Annotated in this window: 13 protein-coding genes; 8 read left to right on the forward strand and 5 right to left on the reverse strand. The window is 61.2% G+C overall.

Annotated elements, in window-relative coordinates:
- Positions 1-9: 9 nt before the first annotated feature.
- From PP1Y_RS21715 to PP1Y_RS21735, 5 genes are read right to left on the reverse strand one after another with little or no spacing between them, the layout of a single operon-like run.
- The gene (locus PP1Y_RS21715) at positions 10-489 is read right to left on the reverse strand and encodes an aromatic-ring-hydroxylating dioxygenase subunit beta (protein ID WP_013832809.1); all 480 of its coding nucleotides are present in this window, start codon (positions 487-489) and stop codon (positions 10-12) included.
- Positions 486-1,760 (reverse strand): aromatic ring-hydroxylating dioxygenase subunit alpha, encoded by a 1,275-nt coding sequence (locus PP1Y_RS21720; RefSeq protein WP_013832808.1) that lies wholly within the window; start codon positions 1,758-1,760, stop codon positions 486-488. The genes PP1Y_RS21715 and PP1Y_RS21720 overlap by 4 nt, the downstream gene beginning before the upstream one ends.
- The gene (locus tag PP1Y_RS21725; RefSeq protein ID WP_232512495.1) at positions 1,757-2,749 is read right to left on the reverse strand and encodes a PdxA family protein; all 993 of its coding nucleotides are present in this window, start codon (positions 2,747-2,749) and stop codon (positions 1,757-1,759) included. Before PP1Y_RS21725 ends, PP1Y_RS21720 begins: the two co-directional genes overlap by 4 nt.
- A 7-nt stretch (positions 2,750-2,756) precedes the next feature.
- The gene (locus tag PP1Y_RS21730; RefSeq protein ID WP_013832806.1) at positions 2,757-3,251 is read right to left on the reverse strand and encodes an aromatic-ring-hydroxylating dioxygenase subunit beta; all 495 of its coding nucleotides are present in this window, start codon (positions 3,249-3,251) and stop codon (positions 2,757-2,759) included.
- The gene (locus PP1Y_RS21735; RefSeq protein ID WP_232512497.1) at positions 3,248-4,735 is read right to left on the reverse strand and encodes an SRPBCC family protein; all 1,488 of its coding nucleotides are present in this window, start codon (positions 4,733-4,735) and stop codon (positions 3,248-3,250) included. Before PP1Y_RS21735 ends, PP1Y_RS21730 begins: the two co-directional genes overlap by 4 nt.
- Before the next feature lie 215 nt (positions 4,736-4,950).
- On the opposite strand from PP1Y_RS21735, the gene bphC reads away from it, so the two are divergent.
- The 8 genes from bphC to PP1Y_RS21775 all read left to right on the forward strand — a co-directional run bounded on the left by bphC (position 4,951) and on the right by PP1Y_RS21775 (position 14,936).
- Positions 4,951-5,850 (forward strand): biphenyl-2,3-diol 1,2-dioxygenase, encoded by a 900-nt coding sequence (bphC, locus tag PP1Y_RS21740; protein WP_013832804.1) that lies wholly within the window; start codon positions 4,951-4,953, stop codon positions 5,848-5,850.
- Positions 5,851-5,900: 50 nt separating this feature from the next.
- Positions 5,901-6,227, forward strand: a complete 327-nt coding sequence (locus PP1Y_RS21745) for a non-heme iron oxygenase ferredoxin subunit (protein WP_013832803.1) — start codon at positions 5,901-5,903, stop codon at positions 6,225-6,227.
- Positions 6,228-6,716 carry an aromatic-ring-hydroxylating dioxygenase subunit beta gene (locus tag PP1Y_RS21750; protein WP_013832802.1) on the forward strand — a complete coding sequence of 163 codons (489 nt, stop codon included), beginning with the start codon at positions 6,228-6,230 and terminating at the stop codon, positions 6,714-6,716.
- 21 nt (positions 6,717-6,737) lie between these two features.
- Entirely contained in the window at positions 6,738-8,000 is a 1,263-nt protein-coding gene (locus PP1Y_RS21755; RefSeq protein WP_013832801.1) for a Rieske 2Fe-2S domain-containing protein, read from the forward strand.
- A complete protein-coding gene (locus PP1Y_RS21760) occupies positions 7,997-8,590 on the forward strand; it encodes a 2-hydroxychromene-2-carboxylate isomerase (RefSeq protein ID WP_013832800.1) in 594 nt (197 codons plus the stop codon). Before PP1Y_RS21755 ends, PP1Y_RS21760 begins: the two co-directional genes overlap by 4 nt.
- A 50-nt stretch (positions 8,591-8,640) precedes the next feature.
- Complete coding sequence (locus PP1Y_RS21765; RefSeq protein ID WP_013832799.1) at positions 8,641-10,812, forward strand: TonB-dependent receptor; 2,172 nt, start codon at positions 8,641-8,643, stop codon at positions 10,810-10,812.
- A gap of 60 nt (positions 10,813-10,872) precedes the next feature.
- On the forward strand, positions 10,873-13,353 hold the full coding sequence (locus tag PP1Y_RS21770; RefSeq protein WP_013832798.1) for a TonB-dependent receptor: 2,481 nt from the start codon (positions 10,873-10,875) through the stop codon (positions 13,351-13,353).
- Positions 13,354-13,457: 104 nt separating this feature from the next.
- Positions 13,458-14,936 carry an NAD-dependent succinate-semialdehyde dehydrogenase gene (locus tag PP1Y_RS21775; RefSeq protein WP_013832797.1) on the forward strand — a complete coding sequence of 493 codons (1,479 nt, stop codon included), beginning with the start codon at positions 13,458-13,460 and terminating at the stop codon, positions 14,934-14,936.
- The last annotated feature ends 96 nt before the right edge of the window (positions 14,937-15,032 follow it).

The following is a 15,032-nucleotide window of genomic DNA, read 5'->3' on the forward strand; positions in this document are numbered from 1 at the left end:
GTTCGGCCATCAGATCGGAGTCGCCAGCAGCGTCGCGATCCGATGGGTGTCGTAGACGCACATCCGGCTCACCAGTTTGGCCGCACCGTCCTTGATCGCCAGCCGGTCGACATATTTCCCGGCGTTGTAGATGCGGGTCTCACCGTCGTTGCGGGTTTGCAGCACGGCATAGCTGGCCTCGGCCGTCACGGTCTCGCCATCAGTCCCGGTCAGGACCGCCCGCGAAATCAGGTGACGGCTGAAATGTTCCGGGAAGACGTTGGCCCGGCGCAGCGCCACCACCCGATCGACCAGCATGCCCTTGCTGTCGCAATACATCACCGCGGCGGGCAGCCCGTTGTCGACATTCTCGCGGGCGATCACCTGGTAAAGGCAATCATCGACGAAAAACTCGGGCCACTGCTCGAGCCGGCCGTCATTCAGGCACAGACCGTAGGCGGCGTTCAGGCCATCGACCAGGCCCTGCAATGCGGGATCGACCAGGCTCATGCCGATGCTTCCGCGCTGGCGGCAAGGGCATCGCCCATCAGGCTTAGGTAGCCTTTCCAGAAGCCGCGCACGGCGTTCTCGTCCATGCCCATCGGCGCGTAATAGCCCCGCACGTCGTCGCCGCCCATTTCGATGAAACTGTGCTTGCCTTCGGCCCCAATCGTCCCTTGCTGGCAAAGCTCGACCGCTTCGCCGTCTTCCATCGAGATCAGGCCGGAGGGGCCGACAAGGTTCAGGTTGCGCAGGCGGTGACGCGTGGTTTCCTCATCGTCGTCAGCATAGCCGAAATAGGTCCAGACCAATTCGGTCTTGTCGACACCGTGCGTCACGATCTGGCGTGTCGCCAGCGTGTTCTGGATCTGCTGCAGAACGACCGAGGGAAACAGCGACTGGATGTGCAGGCCGACATCGTCCTCGATCTCGGGCCGGAACTGCAACAGGCTTTCGTCCTGCAATTTGGCAGCGCCTTGCATTTCGCGATTGGCCTCATCGCCGAACGAGCCGTAGTCGATGTCGCCCTTGGGCTTGGCAACGGTAAAGACGTTGTGGAAGCCTTGCTCGGCCAGTTCCCCCGCGCTGTCCTGGCTTTGCCGGTAGATTCCGAAGGTCGGGTAGAACAGGTGCAGCAAGGCCCCGTGGTAGCTGTCGCGGCTGTTCTCGGAATAGAGCTTCCAGTTACCCGCCATATATTGCCGGGAGTAACCCAGCACCTTGATCGGGTGGTGGAAAACGCGGTCGATATACTTGCGCATCACCGGACCGAGAAAATCTTCAAGCGACTCGATGTCGGTTGAAAACGTGCCGAACACCATGCCCTTGTAGCTCTCCACCCGGAGCTTTTCGAGCGAGTGAGTGGCCGGATCGAAATCCTTGTCGTAGCCCCCTACTCCCTTGAGGCCACGCCGGAACGGCACGCCGACCAGCGTGCCTTCGGCATCATAGGCCCACTGATGGTAGACGCACACGAACGCACCGTCGGCCTGGTTGCCGCGCAACGAGCGGCACACCGTCGCCCCCTTGTGCGCGCACCGGTTGACCCAGGCGTGGACCTTGTTTTCCTGACCGCGCACCAGCACCACCGGCGTTTCGCCGACATGGGTTGCGCGAAAGTCACCGGCGTTGGGTATCTCGGCTTCGAGCCCAAGGTAGCACCAGGTGCGCCCCTTGAAGACGTTGCGCTGCTCGGCAGCGAAAATCCGCGTATCGTGGTAAACCTTGTAATCGACCGCCGTCGGCAGCGAAGGTGCCCCCACTGGTGCAAAGGCATTCATTGCGCTTCTCCCACAAATCCCTGGCCCGATGCGAGCTGGCCGCAGGTGCGCATCGCGCTGCGCATCATCGCCGCGTCCGCCTTGCCCGTGCCGACAATGTCATAGGCGGTACCATGGGCGACCGACATGTGCAGATAGGGCGGCCCCATCATGATCACGCAGTTGCCCGAAAAACCCCAGGTCTTGACCGCAATGTGTCCCTGATCGTGGAAAATCGCCAGGACCATGTCGTAACGCCCCTCGATGCACTGGCGGAACACCGAATCGGGTGCAATCGGACCTTCCACCGCGATGCCCGATGCCCGCGCCCGCTCGACCCCCGGGGCAATCGCGAGCCGGTCCTCGTCACCCATGGCGTGGGGGTTGAGCCCGGCCACGGCGATACGAGGACGGGCGATTCCCCAGGATTGCATGGCATCGTTGACCTGCCCGATCGCCTTGGCCACGAGATCGGCGGTGATGACGTCGATCACCTGACGCAGCGACATGTGATCGGTGAGATGCGCGACCCGCAAGGGGCCGGTCAACAACACCAGATAGCTTTCGCCTGGCGTCGGGCTGATGACCTTGTCGAGTTTTCCGGCCATCTTGAGCGAACCGGTGCTGATCGGCCCCATGATCGTAGCGGCGAAGGACCCGTCCCGGGCCAGACCGTCCAACTCGTCCAGCCATTGCGCAGTGGCATGGCCGGCCACTTCGGTATCCTCACCCAGCGGCAGAACGCCGTCCGGCAAGGCGCCGGTGTCGATCACGTCGATCACCCCGGCCTCGTCGCTGGGCGCCTCGAACGAGCGCATCCGGCGCACCCGTGCCTTGACCCCGGTCATGTCGAGAGCACGCTCCACCGCCGCAGCCGAGCCGACCAGCACCGGTATCGACACTTCGTGCACCGATCCGTCCGCGAGCGCCTTAACTGTCACTTCGGGCCCGATCCCGGCAGGATCGCCGATCATGGTCCCGACGACGGGACGCATTGGTGAAGCTGACATGGACCGATCAGATGCTGTAGACATCGAGCATGGTCTGCGCGAGGTCGTTGATGATCACGGTCTTCTTGCGCTTGATCACAAAACTTCCGCCGACCGGCTCAAGATCGTAGAAGGCCGATCCGCTGTAGACGGTTACCACCCCATCGAGCACCGACGTCACCGTCCACGACGTGCGCGCCCGCACCAGACCATCGGCATCTTCAGTCGATAGCAGTGTGAACATGTGGGAAGTGCGCGCGCCAGGCGTGCTTGCCGAGGACCGCCCAGTGCGGATGCGAAAGACACGATCCTCAAGACCGCCGCGATTGTGGTAATAGATCAGCGAGATTTCGCGCTGCGGATCGGCGGTCAGACGCTCGCGATCATCCCAGGCCGGAACCCAGTATTCCGCGTCTTCCGCATAGAGCGACAGCCAAGTGTCCCAGTCCTTTTCGTCGAGCGCAACCGCCTCGCGGCCGAGAAAGCGGCAAACGGCCAGCCACTGCGTATCGGCCGCCGTCATCGCGCCAACTCCAGATCGCCCTTGGCAATCAATTCTGCGGTCTCCTGGTCGATCGCGGTGTTCATCCGGCTGATCCATTCGTCGTGGATGGCAACATAGAGCCCCTCGTCGGCCACCGCCGGACTGCTCATCACCGCATCCACCGCAAGCGCAGCACCGAATTGCCCGGCGTCTTTGGTCCAGCGCGTCGCGCCGCGCGACATGTCGTTCATCCGCCCTTCTCCCGCGCCAAACCCGGCCTGGCAGTTGTTGAATTCAGTCAGGTCGTCCGGCGTCGCCATGCCGCTGGCATTGAAGAAGTCCTCATACTGCCGGATCCTCAGCGCCCGGGCCGCGGCGCTTTCACCAACCGGCGCGACGCAATAGGTCGTGACCTCGGTCTCATCGACGGAGATCGGCTGAATGATCCTGATCTGCGTGCTGGTCTGATCCATCAGGAAGACATTGGGGAAAAGCTGCAGGTTGCGGATCCGCTTGTTCATCCACAGCGCCTTTTCATCGCCATGGGTATCCACGATCCAGTCGAGCACGTCAAAGTTTGGCCGGTCCCTGAAATTGGCGTAGTCGGCCCAAAGCACCGAATGTCCGTTGTGGAAGGAAAACGAGCCGCCATCCTGCTGGTTGAAATTCGCAAAATCGATCGCCTTGGTATCATTCTTCGAAGCGCCTTCGACGCGGCGCTGGACCGTCATGAAATAATTGCCGTGAACGGTGGCCACATGGTAGCCGTCGAGCCCATTCTCGACCTGCATTTTCCAGTTGCCCTTGTAGCGATAGCGGGTGGAGCCGGGAAGAACCTCCATCTCGCCGTGCTGCGACTGGTCCACCAGCAAGTCGATGAACGCCTTCGAACCGGCCAGATATTCCTCAAGCGGCAAGACATCGTCCGACAGGCTGCCAAAGATGAAGCCGCGGTAGATTTCGAGCCGGGCGATCTGGGGAAGCCCGAAATCGGCGCGGTCGAAACCGGGTCCATATCCCCCTGCCGCTTCCTCGGTGACGTCAAGAAGGTCGCCTGCGGACGAATAGGTCCAACCGTGGAAAGGACACATGAAAGTCTTCTTGTTGCCGGCTTTCTCCCGGCACACCTTGGCGCCGCGGTGAGCGCAGGCGTTGACCAGCCCACGGACCGTCCCCGAACGGTCCCGGGTGATGATCACCGGGAATCGCCCGATCTTGGTGGTCAGGAAATCGTGGGGCTTGGCGACCTGGCTTTCGTGCGCAAGGAAGATCCAGTTGCGCTCGAAAATGTATTTCATCTCGATATCGAACAGTTCGGTATCGGTGAAAGCGGCACGGTCGATCTGGAAGATTCCCCTCGCCTGATCCTTGACGAGCCACGATTTCAGTCGTTGTTTGATCGCTTGCAAATCGGCAATCCGGCCGACACGCTTCTCTGCGGCTTCCATAACGCTCCACTCCCAATAAGCGGAAGCCGCACGGACGGCTTTCGCTGGCTGGCCGAACACCTTGGCGGTGCTCACGAACCCGGCTCCACGCCGTCCGCGCATCACGGACGAATCGCTGGACCGACCTTCTGTTGCGAACTTCCTACACCAACAAATTACCCAGTGCAACGTATTGCACTATGGAGAACTATCGACTATCGCCTCGACTCGGTCGGCAAGAGTCGGCGTCAAAATAATCGGCGATGACGGTTCGGCGACACGCGAACCGCGTCCTCTGGGAGAGAAGGCAAATGGTAGCAGTCACGGAACTCGGTTACCTCGGGTTGACCGTCACCGACCTTGATGCGTGGCGCAGTTATGCTGCCGAAGTCGCCGGCATGGAGATCGTCGATGAGGGTGAAGGTGACTGCCTTTATCTGCGCATGGACCAGTGGCACCATCGCATTGCCCTGCATGCCGGTGATACCGATGATCTTGCCTATCTTGGCTGGCGCGTTGCCGGTCCGGTGGAATTCGACGCCATGGTGGCACAGCTGGCTGCCGCCGGAATCGCGGTTGAAGTGGCGAGCGAAGCCGAAGCGCGCGAACGGCGCGTGCTCGGCCTTGCCAAGCTGGCCGATCCCGGCGGAAATCCGACCGAAATCTTTTACGCACCCCAGGTCGACACCCACAAGCCCTTCCACCCCGGGCGCCCGATGTTCGGCAGGTTCCTGACCGGCTCCGAAGGGATCGGCCACTGCATCCTGCGCCAGGACGATGTTGCGGCGGCAGCGGCGTTCTATGGCCTGCTGGGACTGCGCGGGTCGGTCGAGTATCACCTGCAGCTGCCCAACGGGATGGTGGCGCAGCCGTACTTCATGCACTGCAACGAGCGGCAGCATTCGATCGCCTTCGGGCTTGGCCCGATGGAAAAACGCATCAACCACCTGATGTTCGAATATACCGACCTCGACGATCTCGGCCTCGCGCATGACATTGTGCGGGCCCGCAAGATCGACGTCGCCCTGCAACTCGGCAAGCACGCAAACGACCAGGCGCTGACCTTCTACTGCGCCAACCCGTCGGGCTGGCTGTGGGAGTTCGGCTGGGGTGCCCGCAAGGCCCCGAGCCAGCAAGAATATTACACCCGCGACATCTTCGGTCACGGCAACGAGGCTGCGGGCTACGGAATGGATATTCCCCTCGGCTGATCGCCCATTCGATCGCTTGTCCAGAACCCAGATTGGAATTGCCAGACGCCATGTCGAACAAATTGCGCCTTTGCCAAGTGGCAGACGTCAAGGACGGTGAACCGGTCGCGGTTTACCAGGAACAGATGCCTGCGCTTGCGGTCTACAACGTCGATGGCGATGTGTTCGTCACCGACAATCTGTGCACGCATGGCAATGCCATGTTGACCGATGGCTACCAGGACGGCGGGCTCATCGAATGCCCGTTCCACGGCGGTTCGTTCGACATCGCGACCGGCGCGGCCAAGGCCTTTCCCTGCCAGATTCCGCTCAGGACCTATTCCGTCACGATCGAAGACGGCTGGGTTTGCATCGACAAGCCCGAAGGGAGCGCCTGAATGCTAGCCGACGCTCCTGCACGCTTCGAAATCCAGCAGCTCGCGACCGAGCTCAACGCGCTCTACGCCGAACTCATCGACGACGATCGCCTGGAAGAATGGCCGGAACTGTTTGTTTCGGACTGCGTCTATACCGTGATCGCGCGCGAAAATTTCGAGCGAAACATGGTTTCGGCCGCGATTTATTGCGACAGCCGCGGCATGCTGGTGGATCGCATCGTGTCCCTGCGCAAGGCCAATATCTTTCCGGTTCATGCCTACCGTCATATTCTCGGTCCGACCCGGGTCGTTTCCACAACTGGAACGCTCGCCAAGGCGCAAACCAACTACGCGGTCCTCATGACCCGCACTGACGGACGCACCACGATCTACAATTCAGGCAAATATATCGACGAGATCGATCTGTCGGGCGAACGCCCGATGTTCCGTTCGAAGATCGCCGTTTTCGATACCAACCTCATCGACACGATGATGGTTCGCCCGATTTAGTCCGCGACCAGGATTTTGACCATGACCGACACAGCTGTGCTAGGTGAGAACCTCTCGAAGACCGCAACCGGAACTGGTCGCCGGGTTCCCTATCGGGTCTTCACCGACCCGGAATATCACGCGCGCGAGCAGGAAAAGATCTTCCAGGGCGAGAACTGGTCGTTCGTCGCGCTCGAAGCGGAAATCCCGGAAGCTGGCGATTTCAAATCGACGTTCATTGGCGAAACGCCGGTCATCGTTACCAGGGCTGCGGACGGCGCCGTTCATGTCGTGGTCAACCGCTGCGCCCATCGCGGCGCCCTGGTCTGCCGCGAACTGCGCGGCAATCGTCCGAACCTCGAATGCGTGTACCACCAATGGGCCTATGACCTCGCCGGCAATCTGATCGGGGTGCCGTTTCGCCGGGGTCTCAAGGGCCAGGGCGGCATGCCCGGCGATTTCGACATGAAGCAGCACGGCCTCAAGCAGCTGCGCGTCGGGATCGTCGGCGGGCTGGTCTTCGCGAGCTTTTCGCAAAGCGTGGTGCCCCTGAACGATTTTCTCGGCCCGCTGGTGGTCGAGCATGTCGAACGGATCATGCACAAGCCGATCAAGGTGCTGGGCGACCAGCGGCAATATGTTCACGGCAACTGGAAGCTCTATGCCGAGAATACCCGCGATCCCTATCACGCCAGCCTCTTGCACCTGTTCCACAACACGTTCGGCCTCTATCGCTCGACCCAGACCGGCAAGTCGGTGATGGATACCGAAAAGCGGCATTCGCTGCTCTATTCGATCGCCGCCAGCAACGACGAGACTGCTGACAAGCAGGCCTATGGCGATTCCCGGACCTTCGATACCGAGTTCAAGCTGCAGGACATGTCGCTGCTCAAGGGCCGCCAGGAATTCGAGGACGGCATTACCCTGGTTATCCTTGCGGTGTTCCCGAACCTCGTCCTCCAGCAGATCCAGAACACGCTTGCGGTGCGGCAGATCGTGCCCAAGGGGCCGGAGGCCTTCGAGCTGGTCTGGACCCACTTCGGCTATGCCGACGACGACGCCGAAATGCAGGCAATCCGGCGCAAGCAGACCAATCTGATCGGTCCGGCCGGCCTGATTTCGATGGAAGACGGCGAAGCGGTCGAAATCGTGCAGAACGCAATCGTCGGCGAGCAGCAGGCGACCTCGTTCATCGCCATGGGCGGTGGCCGCGCCGAAGATGCCGACCACCTTGTCACTGAAGGCGCCATTGTCGGCTTCTGGGACAATTACGAGAAGCTGGTCGGCTTCGAGACCGCGCGATGACCCGCAAGATTGACTTCTATTTCGACTTCATCAGTCCCTTCAGCTACCTCGCGCAGCTGAAGCTGCCCGATATTGCCCGCAAGGCCGGTTACGAACTCGAATATTGCCCGATCGATATCCCCGAGGCGAAGATCGCGGCGGGGAACTACGGCCCGTCCAATCGCGAGGTCGCCCCCAAGATCAAGGTGATGATGGCGGACCTCAACCGCTGGGCCCGCAAGTACGACGTCCCCTTGCGGTTTCCGGCCAGCTTTGCCTGCGCCGACTGGAATTGCGCCACGCTTTACGCGCGCGAGCAGGGCAAGGCGGGCGCCTATGTCACCGCCGCCTTCAATCGCATCTGGGGACAGGGCATCGATCCGGGCGACCGCGCAGAGCTGCGCGCCTGCGCAACGGAAGCCGGCCTTGACCCAGAGGGGCTGATTGCCTTCGTGGAATCGCCGATCGGCCAAAACGAATACCGCAAGGCCCGCAGCCTGGCCTACCAGCGAGGCGTGTTCGGCGCGCCATTGATGTTTGTCGACGATGAAATATTCTGGGGCAATGACCGCCTGGATTTTCTGCAAGAGTATATTTCACAACAAAAATAGTTTAGTTAATGAGCCAATATAATAAATTGCACAACGCAGGGAGAGGGAAAATGAAAAGGTTCAAAGTACGCTTGTTCGCAACTGCAACGGTCGTTCTGGCGCAGTCGCTTTTTTCTTCGGTCGTACAAGCCCAGGATACAGCGGCCGCCCAACCCGAGGACGAGCAGGCAACGACCGGTATCGAAGATATCGTCGTTACCGCAACCCGCCGCGAAGCAAGACTGCAGCAAGTGCCGGTGGCAGTGACGGCAATCGGCGGCGATGCCCTGCAATCGGCCGACGTCTCGACCGTCCGCACGCTGACCCAGGTCGTCCCCGGCTTTGTCGGCAGCCGCAACATGGGCGTGTTCCAACCAGTGGTTCGCGGCGTCGGTTCGACCGGCATCTCGATCGGCGACGAACCCAACATCGCCACCTATATCGATGGTGTTTATCAGCCCGAATCCGCCGCGAACTGGATCGATCTTGTCGAGGTCGAGCGGGTCGAAGTACTGCGCGGTCCGCAGGGCACCACCTTTGGCCGCAACGCGACCGGCGGGCTGATCAATGTCATCACCCCCGATCCGAGCTTCGATTTCCGCGGCAAGGCTTCGCTGCGGGTGGGGCGCATGCGGCGCGAGGCCGGTGATTATGATGCCCGGCTCTATGTAACCGGGCCAATCAGCGAGAAGGCCGCGATCGACCTGTCGGCGCTGTTCCGCAAGAACGATGGCTATATCGACGATCTGGTTCGCGGCGGCACCCTTGGCGACCAGCGGGTCATCGATCTGCGCAGCAAGGTTCTGTTCAAGCCGGCCGACAATTTCAAGGTAGTCCTGACCGGTGAATTCTTCGACCAGCAGAGCACGACCAATTCACCCCAGCCGGTCGATGGCAACACCGCCGGGCGCCGCTTCACCGGCGTCATTCTGCCCACCGGCCCGTGGCAGGCGTCGTTGACCGAGGTTCCCCTGCTGAACCTGCGGCGCTGGACATTCGCCCTGCACACCAAACTCGATCTGGGCGCAGTCAACCTGGAAACCACCAGCGGTTTCCTGAACCTGCGCTGGACCCAGACCACCGATTCGGACGCGTCGAACCTGCGTCTTGGAAACTTTCCGGCCATCTTCAACGCAGAATCAGGCAGCCAGGAAATCAAGCTCAGTTCGGCGAACCCCGGGCCATTTCAATGGCTGGTGGGCGGCTATTTTTACCAGTTCGGGGGCAGCTCTTTCCTCCAACCATGGACGGCCGCGAATCCCACCCTCCCCCTCGCCGGGCCGACTCTCGAACCGGACCTCGGCGGCCGCTCCTTCGCGGGTTTTGCCGACGTGACCTATGAGGCCACGCCCGGCCTGTTCGTCAATCTCGGCGGTCGTTACACCACGGAAAAGCGTGAATTCTCGCAGACGGTGAATGGCAACCTGGTCGTCAACAACGTCGACAAGACGTTCAACAAGTTCAATTACAAGGTTGGCCTTCGTTACGAAATCAACAACACCACGAACGTCTATGCGAGCTGGAGCACCGCTTTCAAGAGCGGTGTCTACAACATGGCCAGTACCCGCAGCGTGCCGGTCGAGCCTGAAGAGATCAAGGCCGCCGAATTCGGGATCAAGTCGGACCCGTTCAATTGGCTGCGGGTCAACCTTGCGACATATTACTACGACTACAAGAACCTTCAGCTTCAGTCGAAGGATAACCTCGGAGCGGGTTACATCCTCCAGAATGCTGCCAATGCGGAAATCTATGGCGGCGAACTGGAATTGACCGTGGCACCGACCAGCGATCTGAAGCTGCGCGGCGCCCTGGCCTATACCCACGCTCGCTACAAGGATTTCATCGCGGCGCAGGGCTTTATCTCGCGGGTTGACGGCGGAAATACCGTCGTGACGCTGGATGCCTCGGGCAACGTCATGACCCGGGCGCCCGAGTGGTCCGGTAATGTCGGTTTTGACTGGGGGCACGACCTGGCGGGTGGCCGCCTGTCGCTCAACGGCAATCTTTCGTTCAGCTCGCGCCTCTACTACGATTTCGCCAACAACTTCTCGCAGAAAGCCTACTCGCTGACCAACCTGTCGGCTTCCTGGACGCCCGAGAGCGAGAACTGGAAGTTCTCGATTTGGGCGACCAACCTGACCAACGAGAAGGTCTTCCAGACGATGCGTCCTGGCGCCCTTTCGAACGACGGTTTCTACGAACAGCCGCGCAAAGTTGGCGCGACGGTCGAAGTCAAGTTTTAAGAACAAGGTGGAAAAATAGATCGGAACCGCGATCAAAATAGAACTCAAGGGAGAAATGCCATGTCAGTGATTTACCGCACGAGCAACCGCAAGCGGCGGCTGCTAGCCGGCAGCAGCCTTGCGCTTGCCTGCCTTGCCATAGCGCCGACCAATGCCTTTGCGCAGGACGCCGCAGCAGGCGATGCCGCACAGGAAGCCCAAAGCCAGGGCGGACTCGACGAGATTCTCGTCACCGCGCGCAAGCGTGAGGAAAATGCCCAGGAAACCCCGGTGGCCATCACCGCGATGAGCGGGGCCATGATCGAGGACCGCCAGATTGCCAACGTGGCGCAGGTCGCGTCCTATGCACCTAACGTCAACATTCAGCCAGTCGGCAACATTTCGGGCTCAAGCGCCTCGCTCACCGCATTCATCCGCGGCGTCGGCCAGACCGATTTCAACATCACCGTCGATCCGGGCGTCGGCATCTATGTCGATGGCGTCTACGTGGCGCGCTCGGTGGGCGGGCTGCTCGACATGGCTGACATCAGCAACGTGCAGATCCTGCGCGGTCCGCAGGGCACGCTGTTCGGCAAGAACACCATCGGCGGCGCGATCATCGTCAACACCAACCAGCCGAGCAACGATTTCGAGCTCAAGCTCGAAGCCGCGACCGGCAGCTTCAATCGCGCCGATATCAAGGGCCTGATCAACGTTCCGATTAGCGACACGCTGGCGATGCGAGCCGTGGCTTCCTACGAAACCCGCGATGGCTACCAGCGGCGCCTGTTCGACGGCGGGCGTCAGGGCAACAAGGACAGCTTCTCGGGCCGAGTGGCGTTCAAGTGGACGCCGACCGACGCCTTCACCGCGATTCTCGCTGGCGACGTCAACATTCGACGGGAAGAGCAGACAGCCATCTACCTGATCGAGAACCGCGATTCGCCCGATCTGTTGCAGATCGTCACCACACCGTTCGGCACTGTGGCCTTCCCCAGTTCCAATTTCGCTTTCAACAAGCTCGGCCTGGGCGCTGGACAGTGCGGACTTCCGGGCGAACTGGCCCCGGTCAGCAATCCCAATTGCGTATCCTCGCGCTGGGTGACCGGAGATATCGACACGACCTGGGCCGGCGGCCCGAACCGTTCGGACTTCGACCTCTGGGGCGTCAACCTGACCATGGAATACGATTTCGGCGATATTTCGCTCAAATCGATCAGCGCCTATCGCGACCAGAAGTCGGTCATCGAATACGACTTCGACGGCACCCCGCACGAAGTCCTGCAGCTGACAAACAATGTCGACGTGTGGCAGGCATCGCAGGAATTGCAGCTGAACGGCAGCGTGTTCGACGACACGCTCAAGTTCGCGCTTGGCGCCTATTATCTGAAGGAAAAAGGTGGCGACATCGAGCCGCTGCGCTTCGGGTTCGCCAACTTCTTCAGCGGCGGCCTGATCGATAACGACAGCTATGCTGGCTATCTCCAGTTCACCTACAAGGTCACTGACAAGCTTTCGATCACGCCGGGCATCCGCTACACCGATGAGACCAAACGGTTTGATCCTTCGGCCCAGGTCATCACTCGGGACTACACCGCAGGGCTGCTTCCGCCCTATCCCGATGGCGTGTTCATCCAGTATAGCCGTTGCCTCGTAGGCCAAGCAACGCCGCAGCTTATCCCGAGCGGCCCTCTTGCCGGCTTCCCCGATCCAGCCTGCGTGGCAACAGCAACCAATCCGGGTGGGAACCACACTCTCCCTGCGGTCCAGGTTTCGGCAAAGGCCAAGGAATGGACCCCGGCGGTCTCGGTGAACTATCAGTTCACCGATGATGTCATGGGTTATGTGTCCTACTCGAAAGGCTTTAAGAACGGTGGCTTCAGCCAGCGAATCTTCCCTGCCGAACTAGCGACACCGGCCTTCTCTCCGGAGTTCGTCACATCGTATGAAGTCGGCCTGAAGACCGAGCTGTTTGACCGGCGCTTGCGTATGAACCTTGCGTTGTTCCAGTCCGATTACAGCGACATCCAGATCGTGGTCAACGAAGGGATTGCACCCAAGGTCCGCAACGGTGGCGAGGGGCGGATCAAGGGCTTCGAAATCGAAGGCCAGGCCGCACCGACCGACTGGCTGCGGATCGACTATGGTGTCGGCTATCTGGATGCCTTCTATCGCTCCGTCGATCCCACTGCTTTCCCCGTCAACACGAACTCCAAGTTCGCGTTCGTTCCGAAATGGACCGCGACGGTCGCGGCAAACGCCACCGTGTTCGATGGCGACAAGGGCAAGCTGGTCCTGCGCGGTGACTGGTATCACCAGAGCGGCACCTTCAAGGATGCCGTGAACAGCCCGCAGCTGTTCCAACCGGCCTACAGCGTGTTCGGCGCCAGCGCTTCCTACACCGATCCCAGCGATCACTTCACGCTGACCGCCGGCGTCACCAACATCGGCGACGAGCGCTACCTTCAGGGCGGCTATGTCGATCTGAATGTCGGCGGCGCTGCCACGGCAAGCTATTCGCGTCCGCGCGAATGGTTCCTCAAGCTGGCGTACAAGTACTAAGCTCTCCCGGGACGGTAATTTGATCCGTCCTCCCTCCGATGGGGTGGAACCGCATCCGCGGTTCCACCCCAAAGGTTTTTTGCCCAGTCCGGGAAGTTGGATCGATGGCAAGCACAAGACCCTCGCTAGCCGAAGACGTCGTCCTTCGGACCACGCCGATTATCGACGGCCTGCCCCCTGCGGGCAAGGGCTGCGTCTTCACGGTGACGAACCCGGCTACCACCCAAACTATCGCGACCATACCACTGCTGGGCGCGGAGGCGGCCGAACGCGCCGTGGCCAGCAATGCTGCCGCCCTGCAGGAATGGCGCAAACGCGCAGCGGCCGAACGCGCCGACATCCTGTTGGCCTGGCATGGCCTGATCCTGCAAAACCGTGAAGACCTGGCCCGGCTGCTGACCAGCGAACAGGGCAAGCCCCTGAACGAAGCGCGGGGCGAGATCGACTATGCCGCCAGCTTCGTGCGCTGGTTTGCCGAAGAGGCGCGGCGCGTTTACGGCGAGATCATCCCCGCCGCGCGCGAGCGCCGGGTCATGGTCATCAAGCAGCCGGTCGGCGTGGTTGGTGCCATCACGCCGTGGAATTTTCCGGCCGCGATGATTACCCGAAAGGTTGCCCCCGCGCTCGCCGCAGGATGCACCGTCACACTCAAGCCGGCGGAACTGACCCCGCTTTCGGCTTTCGCTCTCGCCCACCTCGCGCTCGATGCAGGCGTCCCACCGGGCGTCTTCAACGTCATCGCGGGGGATGCTCCGGCGATCGGTTCGGTGCTGACGAGCGATCCGACCGTCGCCAAGTTCACCTTCACCGGTTCGACCGCGGTCGGCAAGCTGCTGACGGCGCAATGCGCCACAACCCTCAAGCGGGTCTCGATGGAACTGGGCGGCAACGCCCCTTTGATCGTCTTTGACGACGCCGATATCGATACGGCTGTCGAAGGCGCGATCGCCTCCAAATTCCGCAACACCGGACAAACCTGCGTCTGCGCCAACCGCATCCTGGTGCAGAGCGGCATCCATGACCGGTTCGCCGAAGCCCTGGCCGCGAGGGTCGCGGCCTTCCGGGTCGGCAACGGCCTTGAAGGCGAGACCGACCAGGGCCCGCTGATCACCGCCGCCGCCTTGCAGAAGGTCCGCGACCATGTCGGCGATGCCGTCGGGCGCGGCGCCCGGATCGTCACGGGCGGAGAACGCCATGAAGCCGGCGAACTGTTCCACCAGCCCACGGTCCTGATCGGCGCCAACCCCGACATGCGGCTGGCGCAGGAGGAGACGTTCGGCCCGGTCGCGCCGCTCTTCCGCTTCGCAAACGAGGGCGAAGCCCTGGCCCTGGCCAACAGCACCCGTTCCGGCCTTGCCGCCTATGCGTTCACGCGCGACATGGACCGGTTCTGGCGACTCGCCGAAGGTCTCGAGGTTGGCATGGTCGGCTTCAACAACGGCATCATTTCCTCGGAAACCGTGCCTTTCGGCGGGGTCAAGGAATCGGGTCTGGGGCGCGAGGGATCGCGTCACGGCATTGACGAATTCCTGGAACTCAAGGCCATCAGTCTCGGCTTGCCGCCGCAACCCGGAATTGAATAGGAGAATTCTCAAAGCAGAAAGGCTCGAGGCACTCTTATGTGTTGCTTATAGTGCAATTTGTTGCATAATGGATGAGGGAGAAGGATTCGGGCATGA

Source organism: Novosphingobium sp. PP1Y (genome assembly GCF_000253255.1).
Lineage (GTDB): Bacteria > Pseudomonadota > Alphaproteobacteria > Sphingomonadales > Sphingomonadaceae > Novosphingobium.

Excerpts from the sequence above, each read along its gene's own strand:
- PP1Y_RS21715 (WP_013832809.1), bottom strand. The coding sequence starts at position 489 with ATGAGCCTGGTCGATCCCGCATTGCAGGGCCTGGTCGATGGCCTGAAC.
- PP1Y_RS21720 (WP_013832808.1), bottom strand. The coding sequence starts at position 1,760 with ATGAATGCCTTTGCACCAGTGGGGGCACCTTCGCTGCCGACGGCGGTC.
- PP1Y_RS21725 (WP_232512495.1), bottom strand. The coding sequence starts at position 2,749 with ATGTCAGCTTCACCAATGCGTCCCGTCGTCGGGACCATGATCGGCGAT.
- PP1Y_RS21730 (WP_013832806.1), bottom strand. The coding sequence starts at position 3,251 with ATGACGGCGGCCGATACGCAGTGGCTGGCCGTTTGCCGCTTTCTCGGC.
- bphC (WP_013832804.1), top strand. The coding sequence starts at position 4,951 with ATGGTAGCAGTCACGGAACTCGGTTACCTCGGGTTGACCGTCACCGAC.
- PP1Y_RS21745 (WP_013832803.1), top strand. The coding sequence starts at position 5,901 with ATGTCGAACAAATTGCGCCTTTGCCAAGTGGCAGACGTCAAGGACGGT.
- PP1Y_RS21750 (WP_013832802.1), top strand. The coding sequence starts at position 6,228 with ATGCTAGCCGACGCTCCTGCACGCTTCGAAATCCAGCAGCTCGCGACC.
- PP1Y_RS21755 (WP_013832801.1), top strand. The coding sequence starts at position 6,738 with ATGACCGACACAGCTGTGCTAGGTGAGAACCTCTCGAAGACCGCAACC.
- PP1Y_RS21760 (WP_013832800.1), top strand. The coding sequence starts at position 7,997 with ATGACCCGCAAGATTGACTTCTATTTCGACTTCATCAGTCCCTTCAGC.
- PP1Y_RS21765 (WP_013832799.1), top strand. The coding sequence starts at position 8,641 with ATGAAAAGGTTCAAAGTACGCTTGTTCGCAACTGCAACGGTCGTTCTG.
- PP1Y_RS21770 (WP_013832798.1), top strand. The coding sequence starts at position 10,873 with ATGTCAGTGATTTACCGCACGAGCAACCGCAAGCGGCGGCTGCTAGCC.
- PP1Y_RS21775 (WP_013832797.1), top strand. The coding sequence starts at position 13,458 with ATGGCAAGCACAAGACCCTCGCTAGCCGAAGACGTCGTCCTTCGGACC.